Below are 23541 nucleotides of genomic sequence, written 5' to 3'. Positions count from 1 at the left end.
ACAACACTAAATAGAGATTTCTGGAGATGTGAAAATATGGGGAAAATAAAAGAGATAGATGGACTGGTTTGCTTGAGCGATTTAGATAGCACTATTTCTATAGAACTTAGATACGCTAGTGAAAACAATTTCACTGGTGAAAAAATATATCCTATAGATATATGTGTACTTAGAAGGCAAACCGCAGAAAAGTTAATTAGAGTAAATGACGAACTAAAAAAGGATGGTTATAGGATAAAAGTATGGGATGCCTATAGACCTGTTTATGTACAGCAGTTATTTTGGGACATACTTCCAGACAGTAGATTTGTAGCTAATCCTACAAAGACCGGTTCCAAACATAGTTATGGAGCTGCAGTGGATGTAACATTAATCACAAATCAAGGAAAAGAAGTTATAATGCCTTCCTCCTTTGATGATTTCTCTATAAAGGCAAGAAGAGATAACCCTAATATGGAGGAAGAAGCAAGAAAAAATTTAAACTATTTAACAGAAAGTATGTGCAAATTTGGTTTCGACTATATAGATTCTGAATGGTGGCATTATATAGATGCAGAATGGAAAAAATACGACATTCTAGATGTACAGTTAGATAAATTTATATAAGAGGTGTGATTGTAATGCTAAATAGTCAATTAAACAATCTTTTAAAAGAAGTTAACTCTAAATATAGTTTAATAATAAAAAACTATAAGACTGGTGAAATTTATAATGCAAACTCTAGCGCAAAGGTATCTTCGGCTTCTATAATAAAATTATTTATACTTGAAATGGCCTTTCACTTGGTAGCAAAGAAAGAGTTAGACTTAGAGGAAAAGATCATCGTAAATGACGAAGAAAAGGTTCCTTTCAGCATAGTATCTGTACTCCAATCTATACAATCTTATAGCATTAAAGACTTGCTAACCTTAATGACAATTCAAAGCGACAACACAGCTACAAATTTACTCATAGATAAGCTGGGAATAGAAAATATAAACAACTTCATAAAAGAACAAGGATATAAGAACACGGCACTTGAAAGAAAAATGATGGATTTTGAATCTGCTAAAAAAGGAAAAGAAAATTACACTTGTGCAGAGGATGTTGCTTTGCTTTTCGATAAGCTTTATCATGGTGAACTTGTAAATAAGGAGTATGACAATATTATGCTTCAAATATTAAAACTTCAATTAGACAATGCCATGATGAGAATGTACTTGCCAGATGAGCTTGAAATAGCTCATAAAACAGGTGATATAAGCTGTGTAAAGCATGATACCGGTATTGTATATAATGATAAAATTGGGGATTATATTTTTGTCATGCTTACATATGAAGCTGAAAGTGACAGTTATGCTCGTGGGCTTATAGCTAAGATTTCCAAGGCTGTTTATGAATATTTTTTAATGAAAAGTGATATTGATAACTTTTTTAATAAATAGTGGTTATAAGGGGGATTAAAAAATATGAAAATAAAAGATATACAGATTGGGCACATATCTGTTCCATTAGTTAGACCTTTTAAAACTGCACTTAGAACTGTACATAGTGTAGAGGATGTAATAGTTAAAATAATTACTGATACCGGTAATATAGGCTATGGTGAGGCACCTCCAACAGGAGTTATAACTGGAGATACTAAAGGTGCTATAATAGCAGCTATTGAAGATCATATAAAAAAATCAATTATTGGTATGGATATTGAAAATTTTGAAGAGATAATGATTAAACTTGATAAGTGTGTAGTAAAAAATACTAGTGCTAAAGCTGCAGTGGACATAGCACTATATGATTTATATGGACAATTATACAAAGCTCCTTTATATAAACTTTTAGGTGGTTATAGAAAAGAAATTATAACAGACATAACCATAAGTGTTAACGATCCTGAACAAATGGCTTTAGATAGTATAGACGCCATAAAGCATGGTTATAAAACCTTGAAAATAAAAGTTGGTGTAGATTCTGACATGGACATCAAAAGAATGAAAGCCATAAGAAAAGCTGTAGGCTATGACGTAGATCTTAGAATAGATGCTAATCAAGGCTGGAAACCAAAAGAAGCAGTTTATACTCTAAGAAAAATGGAAGATGCAGGACTCAATATAGAACTTGTAGAACAGCCTGTAGAAGCTCACGATATTGATGGATTAAAATTTGTAACAGACAACGTATCTATTCCCGTTATGGCAGATGAAAGTGTGTTTTCACCAGCAGATGCGGTAAAAATAATGCAGCTGAGAGCTGCGGATCTCATTAATATCAAGCTTATGAAAACTGCTGGGCTGCATAATGCTCTAAAGATATGCTCTATGGCAGAAGTGTATGGAATGGAGTGTATGATAGGCTGTATGCTTGAAGCAAAAGTTAGTGTTACCGCAGCAGTTCATTTAGCAGCAGCTAAGAGCATTATAGCTAAAATAGATTTAGACGGACCTGTATTATGTAGTGAAGACCCTGTAGATGGTGGAGCAATTTTCAAGGATTACAAGATTAAACTAATTGATGAACCAGGACTTGGGATTAGAGGTATAGAAGGATTAATCTGAAATTTGTTTAGGAGAAAAAATACTCAATAGTTTAATCAGTCAACATAAAATACACGCTGAAACTTCTACGTCAGCGTGTATTTTTATTTGATTTCATTGCTTTAAAACTTTAAGGTAAACTTATTTCATAACTTAATATTGTCTTTATTTTTGAATATAAGCAGTATCAAATAAAGTCATTCCTAATGGTGATTTGTGAACACCTTTTACATAATCCTTAGAGCATCCAACACTTACATAAAAGTAAATTGGTATTACAGGCATATCATTCATAAGTATATCTTCTGCTTCATGAAGCAGCTGCATTCTCTTTGCAGTATCTTTTTCTAATTTAGCAGCACCTACTTTTTTATCATATTCAGGATTGCTGTAACCAGTATTGTTGTTTCCTCCATTTGTTACCCATATATCAAGGAAAGTCATAGGATCACTATAGTCAGCAATCCAACTGCCTCTTGCAGTTAAATATTCTTTATTTTTTCTTGTATTCATAAATACTTTCTTTTCTTGGTTTATTAAATCAACAGTTATTCCTAGATTTTTTCTCCACATGTCTTGAAGAGCTTCAGCTATATTCTTATTATCCTCTGCAGTATTATATAAGTAGCTTAATTTTGGGAACCCTTTTCCATCAGGATATCCAGCTTCAGCTAAGAGTTTTTTTGCTTCCACCACATCTGCTTCTGGCTTATAGTAGTCTTTATTTCTAAAGTCTTTACCAGATTTATCTTCATTAATTCCAGTACTTACAAAAGCAGTAGCAGGCTTTTGTCCACCTTTTGTTACATTCTGTACTATTTGCGTTCTATCAATAGCTAGCGCTAAAGCCTTTCTTACTTTTGGATTACTTAAAGCCTTAGCAGCATCAGCACTTACTTCTTTTGCTTTAGGAGATACATTTAATGAAACATAACAAGTTCCAAGGTATGGATAAACTTTAGCAACACCCTCTTTTAAAAGATTTGGAGTTTCTTGAAGCGGTGGTGCCTCCATAAAATCTATTTGTCCAGCTCTAAAAGCTGAAAGAGCACTTGAGGCTTGTTCAAGTAATTTAAACTGTAAGGAATCTAGTTTTATAGACTTTGCATTCCAGTAATTATCATTCTTAACAAAGTTTATCGAATCCTTTAGCTTCCATTCCTTCATTTTAAAAGGTCCATTGCATACAAAAGTATCTGCTTTATTTGACCATGCTTTTGGATCTTTTTCAACAATATCTTTTCTTACCGGTGAATAGGTTGGAAAAGCTGTAAGTGATAGAAAATAGCTAGTTGGATATTCGAGCGTAACTTCTAATTTATTATCATCTATAACCTTTATTCCTAAATCTTCTGCCTTGACTTTTCCTTTATTGAAAGCCTCACCATTTTTTATATAGAAAAGTTGATAGGCATATTCAGAAGCAATGTTAGGATCTAAAGCTCTTTGCCAAGCATATTTAAAATCTTCTGCTTTAACAGGTTTTCCATCAGACCATTTAGCATCTTTTCTTAAACTAAAAGTGTATTTTAATCCATCTGGTGAAACTTCCCACTTTTCTGCAACTCCAGGCACAGGATTTTCCTTTTCATCTAGTCTCAATAATCCTTCAAAGGAGTTTGCAGCTACTGTTATCCCCTCAGTAGTATTGGTTAATCCTGGATCTAAAGTTTTTGGTTCTGCACCAAGATTATATCGTATAATTTGATCTTTTTTTGAATCAACATTATCTTTCCCCGCACAACCTGCTAAAGCTGTCATAGTTATCATAACAGAAATAAGAACAGTACCAATCTTAACAAATTTACTCTTCACCAATTTCCCCCTCCTTTTTATAAAAGAACAAAATTCAAAATATCTTCTTGATAAATTATCCTATAAAGTAATTTTATTCTTATTAAATTGTAACTAAAAAATAAACGTTTTTCAATATATAAAAATAGATTTTTCAGAAATATGAAAGATTTATCTTTTAATGTGTCATTTATTCCAAATAGGATCAACCGAAAGGTGCCAATTTCTCTAATACTATATGACTGTAAAAACAGAGCTGTATTCATAGATAATCTAATCCTCAAGATTGTAGAAACAATATTGTTTAAATAAAAGTTTTTATACGTGATAATAATAAATTAAATTAGCCATATAGTTAAAAATAAGTTTTTAACTATATGGCTAATTCAAAATTGAAATATTCAATATTCAAGTATATATTATAAAAGCTCTTATCATAAAAAATAATGTGTGAAAATAAAGAAACACACACTAATTAACTTATATTATGTAATATTATATATTTAATTCAAACACTATAGTGAAATCCTTAAAATAAATCAGCTTTATGCTGGCATAGCCTTTTCGTAATATTTATAAATAAGCTTGTCCAATTGTTGACTTAGCTTAACTACCTTATCAGAGTACAAACAATTTGCTTCTTCAGTTAATTTGTTTAATTCTTCTCTAAGTATTTCAATTTTTTCTTCCATTACTTCATCCCCACATTTACAAATTTGCACAACATTAGAAATTATATTATAAAATTCTAAATAATTCAACAGGCTAAAGCGTCTTTTTTTAATTATTTAGAATAATATTTCATAATAATAGCTATATAAACTTTTAATAAACATATTTTTTCATGGAAATACATTCAATTACCTAAACTTATAAATTTCTTATTATAATCAAAGTTAAAAAACAATATTCTTTTTGCTGATATAGTGACAGTATTTCCAGTTAACACTGAGTGGTTTGATAAAGCAGAAAGAAATAAAAATGCATAGCAAAGAGCATATGTAACTTCTCCTTACATATGCTTCCTTTATTTTAATCCCTAAGTTCATTTAAGTCAGGTTGTTCATCAAAAATCAACTTTTCTCCGTTATTAATCGATATAAATGGTATTCCGACTTTTCCGCTCTTCTTAACTTCCTCGAATTCAGGTCTGTTATCTCTGTACTTAAGGTACATCTTCAAATTAAACATACTTTCAGTAATATCAACAAATGCAAACTTAATATCATTCTCAGAAAGAAACTCTTTCACAGGTTGACAATCTGGTCAATACTTACTTCCAAAAACAACTATTTTCTTCATTTCTATTCCTCCATTATTCTTAGTTAAGAAATTTGTATACCTTATGGATATTTAACTATTATATTTAGTTATACATCTTTATTTTATTATAATTTATATTTATAGATTATTCCAGGTGAATATTTTTATCAAACCCTGCTAAAGTCCTTTCTATGCTTTTTAAAATTTCATATATATATAATAAGTATATATATTTAACAAAGACTATTTTAATATACATGTATGAAAGCTTTAATCTTGCAGACAATATTTTATGTAATTAATATTTTTATGTAGGAGGTAATATATATGCTACCACAAAAAATGGATCGTCCTAATCAAGGAATTAAATGTGTCGTTAATACTTGCCACTACTACATGTCTGGTGATCATTGCAGCGCAGAACAAATAGAAGTTCAACCTAGAAATGCACATGATACTCAAGAAACAGACTGTGCAACATTCCTTCCAGAATCACAAGGATAATTAACGACAAAGCCCGCTAGAGCTAATTAATTTAGTCTATCGGGCTTTAAATTAAGGATGCTTCAAACTTTATCTTTTCTATATTCTTTTGGCGTCATTCCAATTTGCTTTTTAAAAAAATCATAAAAGGTCGAAAGGCTTTCAAAGCCAGAACATAATGCAATATCGATAATATTGATACTTGTGTTAGATAATAAATCTAAGGATTTTTCTATTCTAAGCTGATTTAAATATTTTACTGGAGTAAGTCCATATTTTTTACGAAATAATTGTATCAGGTAATTTTGACTAATCCCTAATTTTTTTATCTCCAGCTCTAATTCTTCACGATTGGCATAGTATTTATCAAAGATATCTTTTGCTTTTTTAATCAAATCCTTCATAGGATTAAACTTTATTAAATCTGGTCTGCATCTTTTGCAAGGACGTAGTCCATAGGCATAGGCCTCTTCTATATTATCAAAGAACATAACATTATTTCTTTTTGGTTCTTTAGATTTGCAAGATGGCTTGCAAACAATTCCTGTGGTTTTTACACCATAGAAAAAAACGCTATCATAATTGCTGTTACATTGTACTACTGCATTCCATTTTTCTTCTTCTGCTAATGCCATACAGCCCCTCCTTTACTTTTTAAAAAATTTGTTCTCTTATTCTCTTTTCCATTTTTTCCTCATAATTTTGTGTTATAATTTTTCAAAAGATAGTTTCCAAAGATAAATAGAAGCCACAGAACCATAAGGGGAATATCGATTTCTGTATTGATTAAATTGCTCTTTAGTAAGTTCAGAAAGACCATATAACTTCATCATACCTCGCCTAATTGCAATGTCACCCCAGCTTACAACATCAGGACGCTCCATTGAGTTAAGCAGAAGCATTTCTGCTGTCCATACACCAATTCCATGTAATGAGGACAACTTTTTAATAACTTCTTCATCTGATAAATTATAAAGCTCATTCAAATTCAAATCACCTTGTATTACCATATCCGCAATGCTTTTGATGTATCCTGCTTTTCGAATTGTTATTCCACATTGTTGTATTTCATGTATAGAAATCCTTGAAATATTTTGTGCTGTAATTTCACCAAAACGTTCTTGTATCCTACTCCAAATAGTATTAACAGCTTTTACAGATATTTGCTGCCCTATGATTGCATAAATCAGTGCCGAAAATAGGTCGGGTATAATGACACGTTCCACTTTACCGAGCCTCTCTATAGCTTCTCCCAATATTTCATCTACTTGCTTTAAATAGGTAATTTCTGTTGTACCATACTGAAAAAATTTAGTTTTAACTGTTTGCATTTTGTTTTTCCATTTCTAAAAGTTTTTCTTTTACATTCAATCCACCAGCATAACCAACCAAATTACCATTAGCACCAATTACACGATGACAGGGAATAAATATAAGGATTGGATTTCTATTATTCGCCATACCTACCGCACGAGAAGCTTTTATATTACCAATACTTTTAGCTATATCCTTATAGCTGTAGGTTTCACCATAAGGGATTTCTTGTAATGCCTTCCAAACCTTTTGCATGAATTCTGTACCTTCTGGCGCAAGTGGTAAATTAAATATTTTTCTTTTCCCATCAAGATATTCTTGAAGCTCTTGATTTGCTTTCTTCAACAAAGGTGTTTCGATTATATTTATATCTTCAGAAATAATTTCTCCAAAATAAAGATGAGTAATCGCTGTTCCATTCTCAACAATTCCTATTTTCCCAATTTTCGTCTCATAGTAAAATGCATTACTCATATTTTTCCTCCTATATTCTTATATCTATATATATTGTATTTTACTATATTCCTTTACCTCTGTCTTTCGAAATATCACTTTGCAATTATAATGCATGCTCATTCTAAACTCATAAGAGTTCATGTGACTATGTATTTTTTCCTCTGTTAGGGAAATTTCGAATAAATATATAGAAGTAAATTATATAGCCCTTGAGCAAAAAACTTTTTTCATAGAAACTAAGGATAGTTATTTGATTATTTAACTGACCCTTTCCCCATTCTCGACTTTTAATATTAAGTTTTTTGCATAAATATATATTAGAGCCTTATCTGCTAATATATTAGAAGATAAGACTCTAATTTAATTCTGTTCTTTTCATGTTTGATTCTCTGTTATATCTTTTAATACAACTTTAAATTTTCTCCTTGACTATCAATCCACATTTTCATTAGTTCGTTTAATTCATCAACCTTTTCTTTCTCTGTAGCGCCTTCTTTCGGCTTAAGCTTTTCCACAACTTCAAAAGTAAAGGAATCTTCCGCATAAGTGTTCCAATCCTCTTGCATTTTTTTTGGCTTACAGGTTCCTGTGCCTAATCTAAACTTTATTCCCTCAAATGGCTTATATAAATTCTTACATATACCTACAAAGGAATATCCTGTTACCTTATTATGTATTTTAATTATTCCCATTTCTATTTCTGTATATTCTCTGTTTGGTTCAAACAGAGCTGCAAACCTCGGTAATAAGGCTTTTCTTTTTCCTTCTCTAGCAGGAAAAACCCGAAGCTTAGGAGGCTGTACTGCTGTTGGTTTTTCTTCCTCTACTAACTCCATAACTGCTAAAAAAGCTCTTGCCTGTCTTGCCCGTTCTCTTAATGCAAATCTCATATTTCTTACTGTTGATTCTGCGCAAGCAAGCTTACTGGCAATCTCCTTGTCAGTGTATTTGTTTGATATCATTGTCAAAAATTCTTTTTGAATTTCAGTCAATCCAGTGTACTTCTTGTCTAATAAAAGAAGTCTTTCAATTGGACTACCATGTTTTATAATATGAGCATTTGCATCAGTATCGTTGTCACCAATATTTTGACCACATATCAGACAAATAAATTGTGCGTTCTTGCAATTCCAAACATACCCTCTTTTAAAATCTTCTATACTTGCATTACGGATTAATTCCTCCATTTTTCCCTCCGGTCTATTAATTTCATAGACATAATAACATTATCATTTATTATTGTCAATTGTATTAATAAATATAACTGAATAAACTTTTTTCAATTAAAGAACGACTTAATACTGGACAAATATGATAAAGTGGTTGCAATTTTAAATAAATTATTGGATTATTGCGAGTATCACTTTTCTACGGAAGAAAAATATCTGCTGAATATAGGTTACAAAAAATTTTTTAGCCACAAAGTGCAGCATGATGATTTTATTAAAAAATAAAAAATGCTGACATAGAAAGAATAGACCACAATCAAGATGGGTATTTAATGGAAGTGTTAGAGTTTTTCATGGAATGGATATCTGGGCATATACTGGCTACTGATATGGATTATGTTAAATATAAAAAAAGCTTGTCTTAGTTCAAGTATAGAGATAAAACCTAACCAATTAAAAAAGTCATCCCTGTAGTTTTTTATTTACTATTAAGAATGACTTTTCTAATTTTTATATTTATAAATATTTTTAAAACTATAGAGAAAATAACCAGAAAGTTAACTTATATAAAGGGATATGTTTTCAAAGCTGAAGGTAGATTTAAAAATTTTGTGTCAGTCTTGGTGAAGGGTTTTAAGACAACCTTAGAATCTTAGATAGTGTTTGAGCATAGCGAGTTTATCTAAGTTCTTAGGTCGTCTAAAACACAAGCTTTAGACTGACTAAAAGTTTTTAACGGACTGAAGTTTGGAAACATAGCCCGGGGTATAAGTTAACTTTCGGTCTTTTACCCTTATATATTAAAATGCAGCTTTGAATATTGAAATTATGTCTTGTTCATTTCCTTTTCTTGGGTTGCTAAATGCATTTCCATCCTTTAATGCCATTTCAGCCATGTATTCAAAATCTTCTTCTTTAACTCCCATTTCTTTTAAGCTTGCTGGAATTCCTATATCTGATGAAAGTTTGAACATAGCGTCTATAGCTTTTTCAGCAGCTTCCATAACGGATAATCCATCTATGTTTTCTCCCATGAATTCAGCTATATCAGCAAACTTTTGTGGATTTGAAATTAAGTTGTACTTTTCAACATGTGGAAGAAGCATAGCATTAGCTACTCCGTGTGGCATATCATATAATCCACCTAATTGGTGAGCCATAGCATGTACATATCCTAAGTTAGCATTGTTAAATGCCATACCTGCCAATAATGAAGCGTATGCCATGTTTTCTCTAGCTACTAAGTTTTCTCCTAGAGCAACAGCTTGCCTTAAATTCTGAGCTATTAATTTTATAGCTTGTATTGCAGCGGCATCTGTTACTGGGTTAGCATCTTTTGATACATATGCTTCAACAGCGTGAGTTAAAGCATCCATTCCTGTAGCTGCTGTTAAACCAGCTGGTTTTTTAACCATTAGCATTGGATCATTGAAGGATACTAGCGGTAAGTTTCTCCAGCTTACTATAACAAATTTAACCTTTGTTTCTGTATTAGTTATAACACAGTGTCTTGTAACTTCACTTGCTGTTCCAGCTGTAGTGTTTACTGCAACTATTGGAGGAAGAGCATTTGTTAAAGTTTCGATTCCTGCATAGTCATAAAGATCTCCTTCGTGAGTTGCAGCTATACCAATACCTTTACCACAGTCGTGAGCACTTCCTCCTCCAACTGTAACTATCATATCACAATCTTCACTCTTAAATATTTCTAAACCTTCTCTTACATTTGTGTCCTTTGGATTTGGTTCTACTCCATCATAATATGAAACTTCGATTCCTGCTTCAGTTAAGTATTTAGCAGTTAACTCAACAGCTCCACCTTCCATATTTCTTAAGAATTTATCAGTAACTATTAGAGCTTTTTTGCCTCCTAATATCTTACATCTTTCTCCAACTAGGCTTATACAACCTGCTCCCATAAAATTTACACTTGGTACTAAATAATCATACATTCTCATCTTAAATTTCCTCCTAAAGTTTTTTATATTTGTCCGGGTGTAAGTTAACTTATAAGTTTTGACCCTACACTACTTATTAAATACTTCCACAGCTGCCTGTGCTATAGCCATGTCTTCCTCAACAGTTCCACCACTTACTCCAACTGCTCCAACTACTTGTCCATCTACTATTATTGGGAAACCGCCACCAAAAGGTACTATTCTACAGTTGTTTGTTAACTGTAATCCATAAAGACTTTCTCCTGGTTGAACATCTGATGCTATTTCATGACTTCCTTTTTTTAATGCTGCTGAAGTAAACGCTTTATTTACAGCTATATCTACACTTGTTATAAAAGCATTTTCCATTCTATGCATAAGCATTAAGTTCGCACCTGCATCTACTGCAGCAAATACTACTGGTACATTCATGGCAGCAGCCTTTACCTCAGCTGCTGCAGCCATTTCCTTTACTACCTCTAAGCTTAATTGTTTTATCTCATTTAATTTTTTCATAATTGTTATCCCCCTTCATAAATAGCTTTATTATTTTTCTTCTTCATATCTAGCCATAGCGTATAAGGTATCCGAAAGTCGATTTACATATTTTCTAATCTCTTCTCTAACCTTATCTTCTCTACTCAAAGTTATTATTACTCTCTCAGCTCTTCTTGCCACAGTTCTAGCTACATGCAGCATAGCTGATTGAGTATTCTTTCCTGGTGTTACAAAACCCTTAAAAGGCCCCACCTTCTCCATATACTTATCTATAACTTTCTCTAAAGCATCTATATCACTCTGGTTAATTAGTCCCTTTAGATATTTCATGCCATTTTCATCACTGGCAAGCTCTGCACCTAATACAAATAACTTCTTCTGAATCTCTGTTATTTCAGCTTTAAGTTCTTCCTCTTGTATAAATGAACAAGCCGCACCCATGTTAGAAATTACTTCATCTATTGTTCCATAGGCTTCTACTTTTAAACTGTCCTTTTCTACTCTGTTGCCTCCAACTAAAGCTGTAGTTCCCTTATCTCCTGTTCTAGTGTAAATACTACTCATATTATCACTCCCTAAAATTTACTTAAAAGCTATCCCCTTAACCAATCTTCCTGCATTAGCTCCTAAATTTCTTAGGACATTTTCTCCAGAAGCTAAATTGGTAACAAATAAAGGTTTTTCTCTTTTTAGCTTATTAAAAGTCAGTGTTATTTTACCACTTGAATGAATTCCTATACCTACAGCTAATCTTGAGTCTTGTGCAGCCTTATAACTTAACTCAAAGGAGTTCGACTCTTTTTGCTTTTTAACTTCATAAAGTATACCTTCTTCTTCTATACCGAATAACACATCATTAAAGATTGATAAATCCTTTATTTCAGAGGAGTAATAAATATATATGCTTGGTTTATCATATTTATAATGTTTCATTAGTTACCTTCCTCATTTCCATTAAAGGCCAATATAAGTCCTGTAGCTACGGCATTTCTTGGTCCCTCCACGCCCCTTATATTACCTCTTCCAGCTACTACCCCATACTGAGATAGTGCATCTGTAACCAGTTGAGGTATTTCAAAGTCTAGTGAAGATCCACCTACCAAAACTACAAATTCTATATCCCTAATGTTTCCCGTTGGAGATACTATACTTAATGCCCTTAGACAATTGGTAACAAACACTTTCTTTTTTGCATATCTTCTTACGTTTTTTATTCTTTCTAAAGAACTATGTCCATCTATTGGAACTAGCATCCCTTCTTTTAATATAACTACCTTTGCAAATACAGAAGGCTCCAGTGGATCTTCGAAGAATTCTACAGTACCGTCTTCATGTCTTATATGAAATAAACTTTCCACTTTCGCTAGAGGGTATTTTTTAATATCTTCTGCTAAATTAAAATCTTCTAATCCTAATTCTGATTTAATCAGCATTGTTACCATATTTCCAGCACCCGCTAGATGTATAGAGCATATTTGTCCTTGCCTGTTTATTATTGATGCATCAGTAGAACCAGCACCCATATCGAGTATTGCAAGAGGTGTGCTGCTTCCTGGAGTAGTCAGAGCTCCTCTTATGGCCATATCCGCTTCCACTCCACCAACTTCTACAGAAACCTTTAATTTCTCTTGAAGTTTGTCTGCAATCCTCTGCATCTGAAGCTTGTCAGCCTTAACCATAGCAGCTATGCCCACTGCGTTTTCCATGGAAAACTCTTCTGCCAAGCCTCCCTTTACTTTCTGAGGAATAAAAGTATCTACTGCTAAAAGATCTTGAATCTTAATATCATCTATCTTTTGATTAGTAAGCTTGGCCATTACCTGTCTTACTCTTTCAAGCATTCCACCTGCATTAGTACCAGCTTCACCTTTTATGTCATGTACTGGAACGCAGAGTTTAACCGCTTCCATTATCTTTTCAGCGCCTTCTTCCACGTCCACCACTTCTTTACGCTTTAATCCGTCTATGTGGATTTTGCCTGCTGGGATTCTTTTTTCCTGTACATCTCCTTTAGGTGTTTTTATAACCACCGCAGATCTATTTCCTATAAGTGCTCTGGATATAGGCACTATTAGCTTTGTTTCTTCTGAGGTTAATCCGAATACTGTAGCAATACCGTATGGGTTGGATAGGTTTTCTACTACTCCACCTTGCTCAGCTACTTCTACTGCTGCTTTCATCCCTAATGGAACTTTTTCTAAAAGCATTACTTCGTCAACAATAGGTATCTTCTTTTCTAATCTGTTATTTATTAAAACCCCGTCATCTCTTTGAACTACAGCTGCAGCTATATTTATTCCTCTTTTTACTGCAGCATTTATCCTTGCTGCTGCCTCCAAGAAACTTACTCTGCTTAATATTAAAACTATAAATTGATCCTCTTCAGTTAAATCTTCTATATTTAATGAATCTAAATCTTCTATATATATAGTTTTTCCTATTCCAAGACCTATTCCCCCTGGTGTAGAAGGATTATGTCCTATCATAGTTGACTCTGTTATTATAGTTTCAGTTATAGTCTCCATAGCTACATCACCTATAACCGGTGCAGCTTCATTTATTCTTACCAAGTCAAGGTTTGTAACCTCCATAGATACTTTTTTTAAAGCCTGCTTTAAGGAGGAAAAAACTCCTTGTATATTTTCTTCTGTACCCTTTATTCCTGTTGTTGGAACTATTCCGCTAGAAAGAAAATCTACCTTACCCTTATCTACCCTAGCCAAAGCAACTTCTGTTGTAGCGTTTCCTATATCAACACCTGCAATAATTCTCATATTTTTTCCTCCTTACTTAAAGCTTGCTTACTCTTGTCTTAACTTTTCTCTTTTTTCATAAATCTCTGCTGCTTCTCTTAGAAAATCTGCATTGACTTTTGCATTATATTTGCTTTCAAGCTCTTCTGCTATAGATAAAAGTTCTTCTTTTGTAGAGCGATATGGTCTTAAAGAGTTATATATTTCTAATATTCTATCATCTGGAACTGCTATAAGCTCTGAAGCTCTTCTAAAGTTTCTAGCCATAGCATCTCTATTCATTCCTTCTGCTATCTGAGCTTGCATTTCCAATGTTTCTGGTGATATTCTAACATCTTCTGGTTTAATTTCTCCGCTTAGTACCTTTTCTAAAGTTACATCTTCTAATTTCTTTCCTGTTGGAGTTTTAATAAATTCAGGTCTTTTAGTAGCTAAAGGATAATCTTGCGGATTCATTTTTCTTTGTTCCATTAAGTTTTTCTCCCTTCCAAATTAAAATTTAACTTCTACCTCTATAGGTTTTGCACCTACCTGTACATGCTTAGTTTCTTTTATATGAAGTAATGCTGCTTTTGCCATAAACTTAGGTCTTGCCATCTGATCATTCTTAGTTGGAACTGGTGTTGGCGATTCTCCCTTAGCATATTTTGCTGCATTTTTCCCTATTAATCTGAAAGTTTCAAGTGTTATAAGTGGTGCTTGTGGAAATAACTCTAAATTATTTAATGGAAGCAAGTCTTTTTGATGTATAACAGTTGTTCCTTTTGACTGAATTCCAATACCTATTCCTGATCCACTTAATTTAGCTGCATCATTGGCTATAAATGAAACGTCAGATGTTCTAATTATTCTAACTATACGAGCACTTAAGCCTTCTTCTTCTATTCCTGCTATAATTTCTCTTAACACATCGCTGTGAGGAATATTAACTATAGTCTTGTTTTGGAACTTATGAAAAGCTGGTGCTAAACCTATAACAACCTCGTCTGATTTTGTTCCAACTTTTGCTTCACCTATTTCTGTAAGCTGAAGCTCTGGTATAACATATTCATTTGCTACATTCTCCATAATTTTCACCTCTATCACTTATTGAATATCTTCTGGTTTTATTACATTTTGAATGTTCTTAATTTCTTCCCATCTCTCTTCACTTATTCTATAACCTGTTCCAGGTCCCATATAATCGTTTATGTCATTAACCGCACTTATAACATCGAAATTCTTATTTAATATGGCTGATGTTTGTAAGTAGTCTCCTGTTACTCTTTGCTTAAGCATATTCAATACGTTGTTTGCTACATCATCAAATCCATTTTTGCTTAATGCTTTCACTATATCTAAACCAGTAACTCTCTTCTTAAGCATTTCTTCTGCAGCCTTTAAATCTTCAACTACATTTCTTTCTGGCATATCTTTGCTACCGTGAGCATAAGTTGCTGCTTCCACTTCTTCATCTGTTATAGCTGGAAAACCTAATTCCATAAATACGGCTTGTATTGCTTTTGCAGCTTTATTTCTTATAGCTATAGTTTCTTCTTCAGAAACCGGTCTTAATCCACCATCTACCATTAAATCTCTTTGAAGAACATTGTAATCATCAAAGTCTTCTGCATCAAAGTTTGAACCAGCAAACATGTTATCATAGTTTGGAACTGCACTGTATCCTGAGAATATAAAGTCTGTTCCTGGAAGCATCTGCATAAGTGTTCTTGCAGTTCTTCTTATGTCTGAATGTGAGAAAGTTTGATCGTTTGCTGAAGCAACTTCTATATCAAGCATAGTAGTTATTAAGTTCTCAGCAAGTACTGCTCTTATTCCTGATGGAACTGCACCAGTCATACCTATACAGCTAACTGCTCCATTTTGAAGTCCTTGAACTCCAGCACCTTTTGTTATATATATACATCTTGCCTCTAAGTAAAGCATTGACTTTCCTTCTGAGTATCCCATTAAGGCTTCTGAACCTGTCCCTGATGTATATCTCATCTTAAGTCCCCTTGAAGCATATGCTGATGCTAAGAATGCTTTTGACCATGGAGTATCATCTCCATCTGTAAATACTGATTCAGTTCCGTATACTGAAACTGTTTCTGCATAACTTGTAAGTCCTCTCATACCAAGATCAAGCTCTGTGGCTTCTTCTACTGAGCATTGAGTTAACACCCCTCCGCGTCCAACTTGAGAACCTATAAGTATTGCTAATGCATTAAATGGTGCATATCTTACTATACCTACTGTAGTTTCCTGTTCTGAGAAACCTCTAATACCAGCTTCTGCAGCATCTGCAGCAATTTGTACTGGATTATCTTTTAAATTTGTAACGTGACATTGATTTGATGGAGTTTTTCTAGCTCTCATTTTTTGAAGGGCCATCATCATTTCAACTACGTTCATATGTGATACAACTTCAACTATCTTTGCTGGAGTTATAGCTGTTGTTATGTTTACAATCTCATCTCTGCTAACATTTATATCTACAAGCATTTTTGAAATTTTTAGTGAATCTAAGCTCATAGCCTTCTCAGCATTATTTAAATTTATTGCATAGTCAGCTATGAATCTATCTATCATATCAAAGTCTGCTCTTTTTTTTCCGTCAAGTTCTACTACTATGCCATTCTCAATCTTTATAGAAGATTTAGGATCATTTGGACTTCCCATTGCTATTAAACCCTCTTCTGGCCATTCACCGATAAGACCATCTTGGTTTACTGGACGCTTAGCTAAAACCTGGAATCTTTTTGATTTCACTTATATTCCTCCCTTTTAATATCTTTATCCTTTAAATTTTCTTTTGCTTTGTTACTTTTTTATCGATGTTTAAATTGTAATATAATTTTATTTGAAATCCATTACACAATCTTGTTCTGTTATCGAAAAATATTGTTCAAATTTAAACAAAGTTTCATTGTGTTTTTTTGTCCTTATATTAGGTTTATATAAAAAAATAGCACTGGTTTAAAAATTCCAGTGCTATTTTTTACTATATATCTATTTTTATATTGCCTATGAACACTTTTTACATCTATTTAATACTATTGTACTTTCTGTCTATATATATTTGGGGTAACTCCTTCTATTTTTTTAAATACCTTAATAAAATATCCACAGTCTTCGAACCCCAAGTCTAGTGCTATATTTAATACAGGCATATCCGTATCCTTCAGCAAATTTTTAGCTTTATCTACTCTATAATTATTTATATATGCCGAGAAATTCACTCCTATCTCTTTTTTAAAAAGCTTGCTAAAATAAGAAGAACTTACATTGCATACAAAAGCCATCTTTTCAAGGCTTATATCTTCATTATAATTATTCTCTATATACTCTAGAGCCGGTTTCAAAATATTATTTATCTTCTTCAACTTTGGTTTTTCATCATGTTTTTCTTGAATTTCATTATATTCATCGTTAATTTTAAAATTAACAAATCCACTTATAATTTTTATCAACTCTTCAGGTCTTACAGGTTTTAATACATAATCGTTTATTCCTAGCTTTAGAGCTTTTCTTACTAGCTCAAAGTCATCATAAGCAGTAAGTGCTATTATTATTTTATCTTTATTTTCATTTTTAATAACCTCAGATGCTTTTAACCCGTCTATTCCAGGCATTCTAATATCCATAATTATTATATCTGGTTCTAATTTTTTATTTAATTCAATAGCTTCTCTGCCATTTACTGCTTCTCCAATTACCTTAACGTCCTCTTTTAAATCCTGTAGTATGACTTTTAATGCTTCTATCTCTAGTGGTTCGTCGTCTGCTATCATAACTTTTATCATACTTATTCTCCTCATTAATGCTCTTTTGGTATAGTAATTTTTACAATAGTGCCTTTTCTTATATGACTAATTATATCTATATCGTATTCTTCTCCATAATGATGATACATTCTCCTATTAACATTGTTTATCCCTATTCTATCGGAACTGCTAGTTTCTTTACTTTTTAGATCATCTAAAATAGTGTCTAGTTTATCCTTAGTTATGCCTGTACCATTATCCTCAATACATAATGCTACATGGCTTCCTAAATTTTCTTCGTATATTTTTATAAAGCCGCCTTCTTCTTTTTTTTCTAATCCATGAACTATGGCATTTTCTACAAAGGGCTGAAGTATCATAAAGGGAATATTTATTGTTTTAGTTTCTTCACTTATATTTATCTCGTATTGAAGTCTATCTGCGTATCTCACTTTCTGAAGCTTTAAATATGAATCTATATAATTTATTGCTTCCTCTAGAGTAACAATTTTATTAACTTTTCTTAAGGTATACCTGAGCAGATTAGACAAATTGTATATTACTTCTTGTGTTTTAGGTGCTTTTTCAACCAATGCCAGCGAGGATATGCTGTTTAAAACATTAAATAAAAAATGAGGATTAATTTGAGATTGTAATGCCTTTAATTCAGAAGCCTTGAACTCTCTTTCTAATTCTGCTTGAACCTTTTTCGCTTGAATAAACTTTATATTTTTTTCATTCAGTTCCTCCCGCGCCATCTTTAATACTGCTTCTTCTACTATATAGTTGCTTATATGAAACATCATTTGCGCTACAGCTTTTATTTTATCTAAAGAAACTACGGGAAGTTTACTATAAGATTTAGATATACTTTTATCCCCATTTTCCAGATCTATTTTATAGAATTTATTATCCAGTATAACTTCTAGTTCATTCTTTTCTTCTTCTTTTATAAGGACTTGCCCTGCCATAACTGCCCCTAGATATTGACCATTTACAATAATGGGAGTAGCAAAATCTATTAGCCCAGCATGACATATATAAACATATGGTTTTTCGAGTCTAGCTGCTTCTAAACCACCCCTTGAATCACACTTTTCACACAACTGAGAGTACTCAGAGTCTGATCTTATTATCTTACAAAATTCACTGCATTCGCTATGCTTGGAAGCTGGTCTACCTTTATAATCTACCGTAATAACAGCCATTTCTGTCGCCTTCGCAATATCATCCTGTATCTTTTGGAAAATATCTATGTCAATTACATCTTTTAGGTGCAATATCTTATCCCGCAAACCATCATCCCCTTAAATATTCTTATTAAAATGTTTTCATTTTTATTATATTTACAAATTCAACTTTTTTCAACAAAGTTTTAACATTCTAATAATTGGAGCTATATCACAATAAGTGTATCTCCAATAAAAAAATTGCAGAATAAACCTGCAATTCTCTTAGCATCTATATAGGTTAAAGACCTAGAAAGTTAACTTTCCCCTTGCCCCTATATTTTATTTTAACTCTTGACTTTCCCACTCTTTCCATACATCTGGATGATATCCAACAGTGGATTGCTTTCCATTACGCACTATTGGAGTTTTATACAGTTTAGGATTATTTAAAAGCAGTTCTTCCTTTACACTGCTAGTTCTTATATGCTCAAGATTTAGTGTTTTATATTCTTTTGCTTTAGTATTAATTAGATTATTTAATCCTACTGCTGCCTTTACACTTTCTAATTCACCTTTGCTCAATCCTTTTTGATTTAAATCTACAAGCTGATACTTAATTTTTCTTTCTTTGAAATATCGTTCAGCTTTCTGAGTATCAAAACATTTTTTTACACCAAATATTTGAATGTTCATCTGTCCAATTCTCCTTAAAGTAACATTAGTTTTTCATCATATTCTAGCATAGATTTGATATTTTTAATATAAGCTATTCAATAGAATCTCTCATCATAGCCCAGTGTGTTATATTAGTATTTGGAATTTTACCTTCCTCTACTACTTTAAATCCATATCTTTTATATATGGACACGTTATTTTCACTTTGAGTTTCTAAGAAACAAGGGAGCTTTTCTTTATCCATTCTTTCTAACATATCGTTTAAAAGAGTTCTGGCAAATCCTTTCCCTTGAAAAATGGGATCAACAGCAATTGGTGACAAATGCCAATGAGGAAAATCTCCATGTCTTTTATGAATCTTTGAAGCATATTCTTCTAGATTTGAAAGTCTATCCATAACATCTTTTCCTGCTTTAAAAAATAAAGATACTCCTCCGCATTTTAGTACTTTCAGCGGTGACATATTAATATTTTTATAGGGAATCCAAATTGCTAATCCTTCCATTCTAGGAGAAGTTGCATATGTTTCTCCATACAACATTCCATATCGAATTCTAAATTTAAAAAAATAAGGCAAAATTTTATTTCTCTTTTCTTCGTCCGGTATAAGATATTTATAGAGAGAATCATTTTTAAATGCTCTAGTAAGAACCTCAACTGCTTGATTAATATCATACTCTTGTGATAATCTGAGGACCTCATTTTGTTTCGTTACCATTTTTATATCACCACCAAAATAAAAGTTTGAATATTATTAATTATAACACTTTCCTTAGTAAAATTATAAGTACAATAAAGGTCAGCCTCTGCTGACCTTTGCCATATATTATGCTAATTTGAATTCAACTATAGTTTACAATTTTTAATGGAGTATTTATCTCTGATGCTTCAGAAACCTCCTTACATATAGTGTATATTGCAATTTTTTCATTCCATTTTCCTATAAAAACGCATGCCTCTATAGATATTTGTACTCTTAATTTTGTGCAAAGCTGTATTTTACATTTCGATATCCTTCCTTCTAATATATTCTTTATGATTTCTCTTATCTCATCTATACATTTGGATAAACATAGATGAGATAGACTCATTCCGTAAATCTCTTCAGAAGTATACCCCAACCTTAATAAAGCAGACTTATTTGCATTTAAAATAGTACCCTCTTCGTCTACAACCAAAACATACTCATCTAATGCATTAAATAATAAATTAAATTCTTTGCTATTACCCACATTCTCCTCTTTAGGGTTAATAATTCCCCTATAAAACATAAAAACACCTCTTAATATATATCTTTAATATTCTTAAATTAATGCATTTTGTAAGTTCTACTTGATGGATTTAAATAATATATCATCCATTTAATACAATATATTCTATATGGACACTATATTTCCTCTAAAATACATGATTTTTTTTAATTCTTTTAAAATTTTACTAGAATTTAATACTCACTATATCTTAAAGGCTGTTATAGTAACTCTAATTAAATCAGTAAGCAGCCTTTTGTTGTACTTAGATAAGCTTACTTCTTTCATTGGTGTAATATATTGATAATTGGTGAAGGGCTCTTGTACAAGCCACATATAAAAGCCTTTTATCAAATTCACTTTTATAGTTTTCAGCTGAAACATCATACACAATTACTACGTCAAACTCTAATCCTTTTGCGAGATAAGCTGGCATAACTAATGGGCATTCTTTAAGTTCACTGTTCTTATCACTTAATACCTTCACATCAATAAAACTTTTTAATCTTTGTTGAATTTCACTTGCTTCCTTTTCAGTTTTACATATAATGGCAACTGACTCATATCCTTTACTATAATATTTATTAATGTCTAAAGCTATTGCTTCATCGAGTTTATCTTTATTCTCTTTATATATGACCATAGGTTCATCTTCATGCCTTTCAAAAGACACAAGCTGATGCTTATCATTTAAAAGTTTTTGAGTAAAGGAATTTATCTCAAAAGAAGATCTATAACTCTTATTCATAAAAACTTTTACTGATTTTTTCTTATCAAATATTTCTTCAATAATGTCATATATATTCTTATCTCCTTTCTTTTCAAGGCTTTGATTAAAATCACCTGATACCGTATATCTTGAATTTTTAAATAAAAGCTTAAATATTTGATACTGTATAGGATAATAATCCTGAGCCTCATCTATGACTACCTGTTTGATTTCTGGAAACTCATCACTACCTTCCAGCTTTAATTTAATATACAAAAGTGGTAAGCAATCTTCATATTGAATATATTCTTGTTGAAGGTTCTTTTGGGTTTGCTCTATTATTTCACTTATGTTTTCTGGGAGCTGAAGCCCTTCAGAAAGCTTTAATAAAAGCTCCTTTTTATCAAACAGCAATTTATATAATTTCATATAATCTACTTCTGTAAAACTGCATAGATTTTCCATAAACACTTTAGCCTCTTTAATAGCCATTAATCGAGCAAAAGACTTTATTTCAAGCACATGATTATTACACTTTTCAACAACTTTTTCTATTTTATTCAACCTTTTCTTTCGTAATGGATGAATCTTATTTAATATCATGTTTTCAATTCTCTTTAACCTTTTAGTTATTACCATATTTATTCTATTGTTTAAGAAAAAATTCTTTATCTGCTGCTTTGTTTCAATTATTTCTCCATCATAGTATATATCTTTGAAGTCAATTAAGTTTTTCTCAAAATACTCAATTAATCTATCTATAATTTTCACAAAGACTTCTGATCCCTTAAACTTAATACTCTCAACTTTTACATAATAACCTTCCTGTTGCTGCAACAAAATTAAGTTTTCCAGCTGATTTTGCCTACTCTCTACTAAAAATCTTTTTCCTAAAGACTTTATAATAATATCATCAAAAGTTATCTGTTCCACATTTTCTTCTCCAAGCTCCGGAAGAACATTAGATATATATTTACTAAAAATAAGATTTGGCGAAATAATAATAGCATTATTAGCACTTATTTTAGAGTCTAATCCTTCATAAAGCAAAAATGCAATTCTATGCAGTGCTATAGATGTTTTTCCGCTTCCTGCTACACCCTGTACTATTAACAGCTCATTTTCAGTATCTCTAATAATAATATCCTGTTCCTTTTGAATGGTTTCTACTATACTTTTCATCTTATCAGAGGAATTGCGACTTAACACTTCTTGCAGTATCTCATCATTTATAACGATACTGCTGTCAAAAAAATATTTTAAATCTGAATTTTGAATTTTATATTGTCTTTTTAGTAGTACGTCTCCAGAAATTAATCCAACAGGTGATTTATAAGTGCCTTTTCCAAGTTCGCAGCGATAAAATATACTTGAGATAGGAGCCCGCCAATCATATACATAAATTTCATTTGTATCTGATTCCATAAGATTATATAATCCAATATAAATCTTTTCTAAATCATCATACCCCTCTTCTATAAAATCAAATCTTCCAAAGTAAGGGGATTTCAACATTTTATTAAGTTTTTCTATACGCTTTTGTGTAGAAGTGTAATCTCTAGTTTCTCTGTTAACCTCTGCAAGATAATGATTCATTTCCGGTATTCTATCAAAATCTTCTGAAAAGTGAACACTTTCTTCCCACATTTCTTTTCTAGATGCTATAACACTACCTAGTTTATTGTCTAACTCTGATTTTTCCTTTTGAAGTTCATTTTCAATCACATTCAGTGTTTTCTTAAGATACATTAATTCATCCTGCTGGTTTTGATTAAAATCATTCATTCTATCACGCTCCCATATTTTTTTAAA

At 31.8% G+C, this 23541-nt stretch carries 25 protein-coding genes; 4 read left to right on the top strand and 21 right to left on the bottom strand.

All coding sequences use genetic code 11. From position 1 onward, the window contains the following. The first annotated feature begins 36 nt into the window (after positions 1 to 36). The 3 genes from ACZ5N4_RS09020 to ACZ5N4_RS09010 are packed head-to-tail and all read left to right on the top strand — an operon-like array spanning position 37 to position 2531. The gene (locus ACZ5N4_RS09020) at positions 37 to 606 is read left to right on the top strand and encodes a M15 family metallopeptidase (RefSeq protein WP_464209164.1); all 570 of its coding nucleotides are present in this window, start codon (positions 37 to 39) and stop codon (positions 604 to 606) included. A 14-nt stretch (positions 607 to 620) separates the two neighbouring features. Further along, on the top strand, positions 621 to 1424 hold the full coding sequence (locus ACZ5N4_RS09015; protein ID WP_464209162.1) for a serine hydrolase: 804 nt from the start codon (positions 621 to 623) through the stop codon (positions 1422 to 1424). 24 nt (positions 1425 to 1448) lie between these two features. Further along, the gene (locus ACZ5N4_RS09010) at positions 1449 to 2531 is read left to right on the top strand and encodes a dipeptide epimerase (protein WP_464209160.1); all 1083 of its coding nucleotides are present in this window, start codon (positions 1449 to 1451) and stop codon (positions 2529 to 2531) included. 144 nt (positions 2532 to 2675) lie between these two features. Here ACZ5N4_RS09010 and ACZ5N4_RS09005 read toward each other — a convergent pair whose 3' ends face one another. From ACZ5N4_RS09005 to ACZ5N4_RS08995, 3 genes are all read right to left on the bottom strand, one after another. Next, positions 2676 to 4328, bottom strand: coding sequence for a peptide ABC transporter substrate-binding protein (locus ACZ5N4_RS09005; RefSeq protein ID WP_464209158.1), 1653 nt, complete (start codon positions 4326 to 4328; stop codon positions 2676 to 2678). 521 nt (positions 4329 to 4849) lie between these two features. Beyond that, the gene (locus ACZ5N4_RS09000; RefSeq protein WP_464209156.1) at positions 4850 to 4996 is read right to left on the bottom strand and encodes a Spo0E family sporulation regulatory protein-aspartic acid phosphatase; all 147 of its coding nucleotides are present in this window, start codon (positions 4994 to 4996) and stop codon (positions 4850 to 4852) included. A 340-nt stretch (positions 4997 to 5336) separates the two neighbouring features. Continuing rightward, the gene (locus ACZ5N4_RS08995; protein ID WP_308037314.1) at positions 5337 to 5555 is read right to left on the bottom strand and encodes a hypothetical protein; all 219 of its coding nucleotides are present in this window, start codon (positions 5553 to 5555) and stop codon (positions 5337 to 5339) included. A 339-nt stretch (positions 5556 to 5894) separates the two neighbouring features. Between ACZ5N4_RS08995 and ACZ5N4_RS08990 the strand changes: the two genes are divergently transcribed. Further along, positions 5895 to 6071 carry a DUF1540 domain-containing protein gene (locus ACZ5N4_RS08990; protein ID WP_464209153.1) on the top strand — a complete coding sequence of 59 codons (177 nt, stop codon included), beginning with the start codon at positions 5895 to 5897 and terminating at the stop codon, positions 6069 to 6071. 62 nt (positions 6072 to 6133) lie between these two features. Here the strand turns inward: ACZ5N4_RS08990 and ACZ5N4_RS08985 are convergent, their stop codons facing one another. The 18 genes from ACZ5N4_RS08985 to ACZ5N4_RS08900 all read right to left on the bottom strand — a co-directional run bounded on the left by ACZ5N4_RS08985 (position 6134) and on the right by ACZ5N4_RS08900 (position 23514). Continuing rightward, positions 6134 to 6685: a bifunctional transcriptional activator/DNA repair enzyme AdaA gene (locus tag ACZ5N4_RS08985; RefSeq protein ID WP_464209151.1), complete on the bottom strand. Its 552-nt coding sequence runs from the start codon at positions 6683 to 6685 to the stop codon at positions 6134 to 6136. A gap of 72 nt (positions 6686 to 6757) precedes the next feature. Next, on the bottom strand, positions 6758 to 7381 hold the full coding sequence (locus ACZ5N4_RS08980; protein WP_464209148.1) for a DNA-3-methyladenine glycosylase family protein: 624 nt from the start codon (positions 7379 to 7381) through the stop codon (positions 6758 to 6760). Then, positions 7368 to 7838 (bottom strand): methylated-DNA--[protein]-cysteine S-methyltransferase, encoded by a 471-nt coding sequence (locus ACZ5N4_RS08975; protein ID WP_464209146.1) that lies wholly within the window; start codon positions 7836 to 7838, stop codon positions 7368 to 7370. The genes ACZ5N4_RS08980 and ACZ5N4_RS08975 overlap by 14 nt, the downstream gene beginning before the upstream one ends. Positions 7839 to 8221: 383 nt before the next feature. Next, the gene (locus ACZ5N4_RS08970) at positions 8222 to 9007 is read right to left on the bottom strand and encodes a DUF2087 domain-containing protein (RefSeq protein WP_464209144.1); all 786 of its coding nucleotides are present in this window, start codon (positions 9005 to 9007) and stop codon (positions 8222 to 8224) included. A gap of 782 nt (positions 9008 to 9789) precedes the next feature. Continuing rightward, positions 9790 to 10947 carry a 1,3-propanediol dehydrogenase gene (gene dhaT / locus ACZ5N4_RS08965; RefSeq protein WP_464209142.1) on the bottom strand — a complete coding sequence of 386 codons (1158 nt, stop codon included), beginning with the start codon at positions 10945 to 10947 and terminating at the stop codon, positions 9790 to 9792. A gap of 69 nt (positions 10948 to 11016) precedes the next feature. Continuing rightward, positions 11017 to 11442 carry a GlcG/HbpS family heme-binding protein gene (locus tag ACZ5N4_RS08960; RefSeq protein ID WP_464209140.1) on the bottom strand — a complete coding sequence of 142 codons (426 nt, stop codon included), beginning with the start codon at positions 11440 to 11442 and terminating at the stop codon, positions 11017 to 11019. Positions 11443 to 11472: 30 nt separating this feature from the next. Continuing rightward, positions 11473 to 11988, bottom strand: a complete 516-nt coding sequence (locus ACZ5N4_RS08955) for a cob(I)yrinic acid a,c-diamide adenosyltransferase (protein WP_464209138.1) — start codon at positions 11986 to 11988, stop codon at positions 11473 to 11475. Positions 11989 to 12006: 18 nt separating this feature from the next. Beyond that, positions 12007 to 12357 (bottom strand): glycerol dehydratase reactivase beta/small subunit family protein, encoded by a 351-nt coding sequence (locus tag ACZ5N4_RS08950; protein ID WP_464209136.1) that lies wholly within the window; start codon positions 12355 to 12357, stop codon positions 12007 to 12009. Beyond that, positions 12357 to 14198, bottom strand: a complete 1842-nt coding sequence (locus tag ACZ5N4_RS08945) for a diol dehydratase reactivase subunit alpha (RefSeq protein ID WP_464209134.1) — start codon at positions 14196 to 14198, stop codon at positions 12357 to 12359. Before ACZ5N4_RS08945 ends, ACZ5N4_RS08950 begins: the two co-directional genes overlap by 1 nt. A gap of 27 nt (positions 14199 to 14225) precedes the next feature. Then, positions 14226 to 14648: a diol dehydratase small subunit gene (locus tag ACZ5N4_RS08940; RefSeq protein ID WP_464209132.1), complete on the bottom strand. Its 423-nt coding sequence runs from the start codon at positions 14646 to 14648 to the stop codon at positions 14226 to 14228. Positions 14649 to 14669: 21 nt separating this feature from the next. Continuing rightward, on the bottom strand, positions 14670 to 15245 hold the full coding sequence (locus ACZ5N4_RS08935) for a propanediol/glycerol family dehydratase medium subunit (RefSeq protein WP_464209130.1): 576 nt from the start codon (positions 15243 to 15245) through the stop codon (positions 14670 to 14672). 18 nt (positions 15246 to 15263) lie between these two features. Then, complete coding sequence (locus tag ACZ5N4_RS08930; protein ID WP_464209128.1) at positions 15264 to 16928, bottom strand: propanediol/glycerol family dehydratase large subunit; 1665 nt, start codon at positions 16926 to 16928, stop codon at positions 15264 to 15266. Between the two features lie 284 nt (positions 16929 to 17212). Further along, complete coding sequence (locus ACZ5N4_RS08925; protein ID WP_464209126.1) at positions 17213 to 17962, bottom strand: response regulator transcription factor; 750 nt, start codon at positions 17960 to 17962, stop codon at positions 17213 to 17215. A 14-nt stretch (positions 17963 to 17976) separates the two neighbouring features. Then, complete coding sequence (locus ACZ5N4_RS08920; RefSeq protein WP_464209124.1) at positions 17977 to 19218, bottom strand: sensor histidine kinase; 1242 nt, start codon at positions 19216 to 19218, stop codon at positions 17977 to 17979. Positions 19219 to 19434: 216 nt separating this feature from the next. Next, a complete protein-coding gene (locus tag ACZ5N4_RS08915; protein WP_464209122.1) occupies positions 19435 to 19788 on the bottom strand; it encodes an arsenate reductase family protein in 354 nt (117 codons plus the stop codon). A 73-nt stretch (positions 19789 to 19861) separates the two neighbouring features. Continuing rightward, complete coding sequence (locus ACZ5N4_RS08910) at positions 19862 to 20488, bottom strand: GNAT family N-acetyltransferase (protein WP_464209120.1); 627 nt, start codon at positions 20486 to 20488, stop codon at positions 19862 to 19864. A gap of 124 nt (positions 20489 to 20612) precedes the next feature. Continuing rightward, complete coding sequence (locus ACZ5N4_RS08905) at positions 20613 to 21041, bottom strand: PAS domain-containing protein (protein ID WP_464209118.1); 429 nt, start codon at positions 21039 to 21041, stop codon at positions 20613 to 20615. Between the two features lie 244 nt (positions 21042 to 21285). Beyond that, positions 21286 to 23514: a HelD family protein gene (locus tag ACZ5N4_RS08900; RefSeq protein WP_464209116.1), complete on the bottom strand. Its 2229-nt coding sequence runs from the start codon at positions 23512 to 23514 to the stop codon at positions 21286 to 21288. Positions 23515 to 23541: the final 27 nt, after the last annotated feature.

The organism is Clostridium nitrophenolicum (assembly GCF_055391695.1).
The sequence above is the reverse complement of the archived record's forward strand: the minus strand, read 5'-3'. Positions and strand labels throughout refer to the sequence as shown.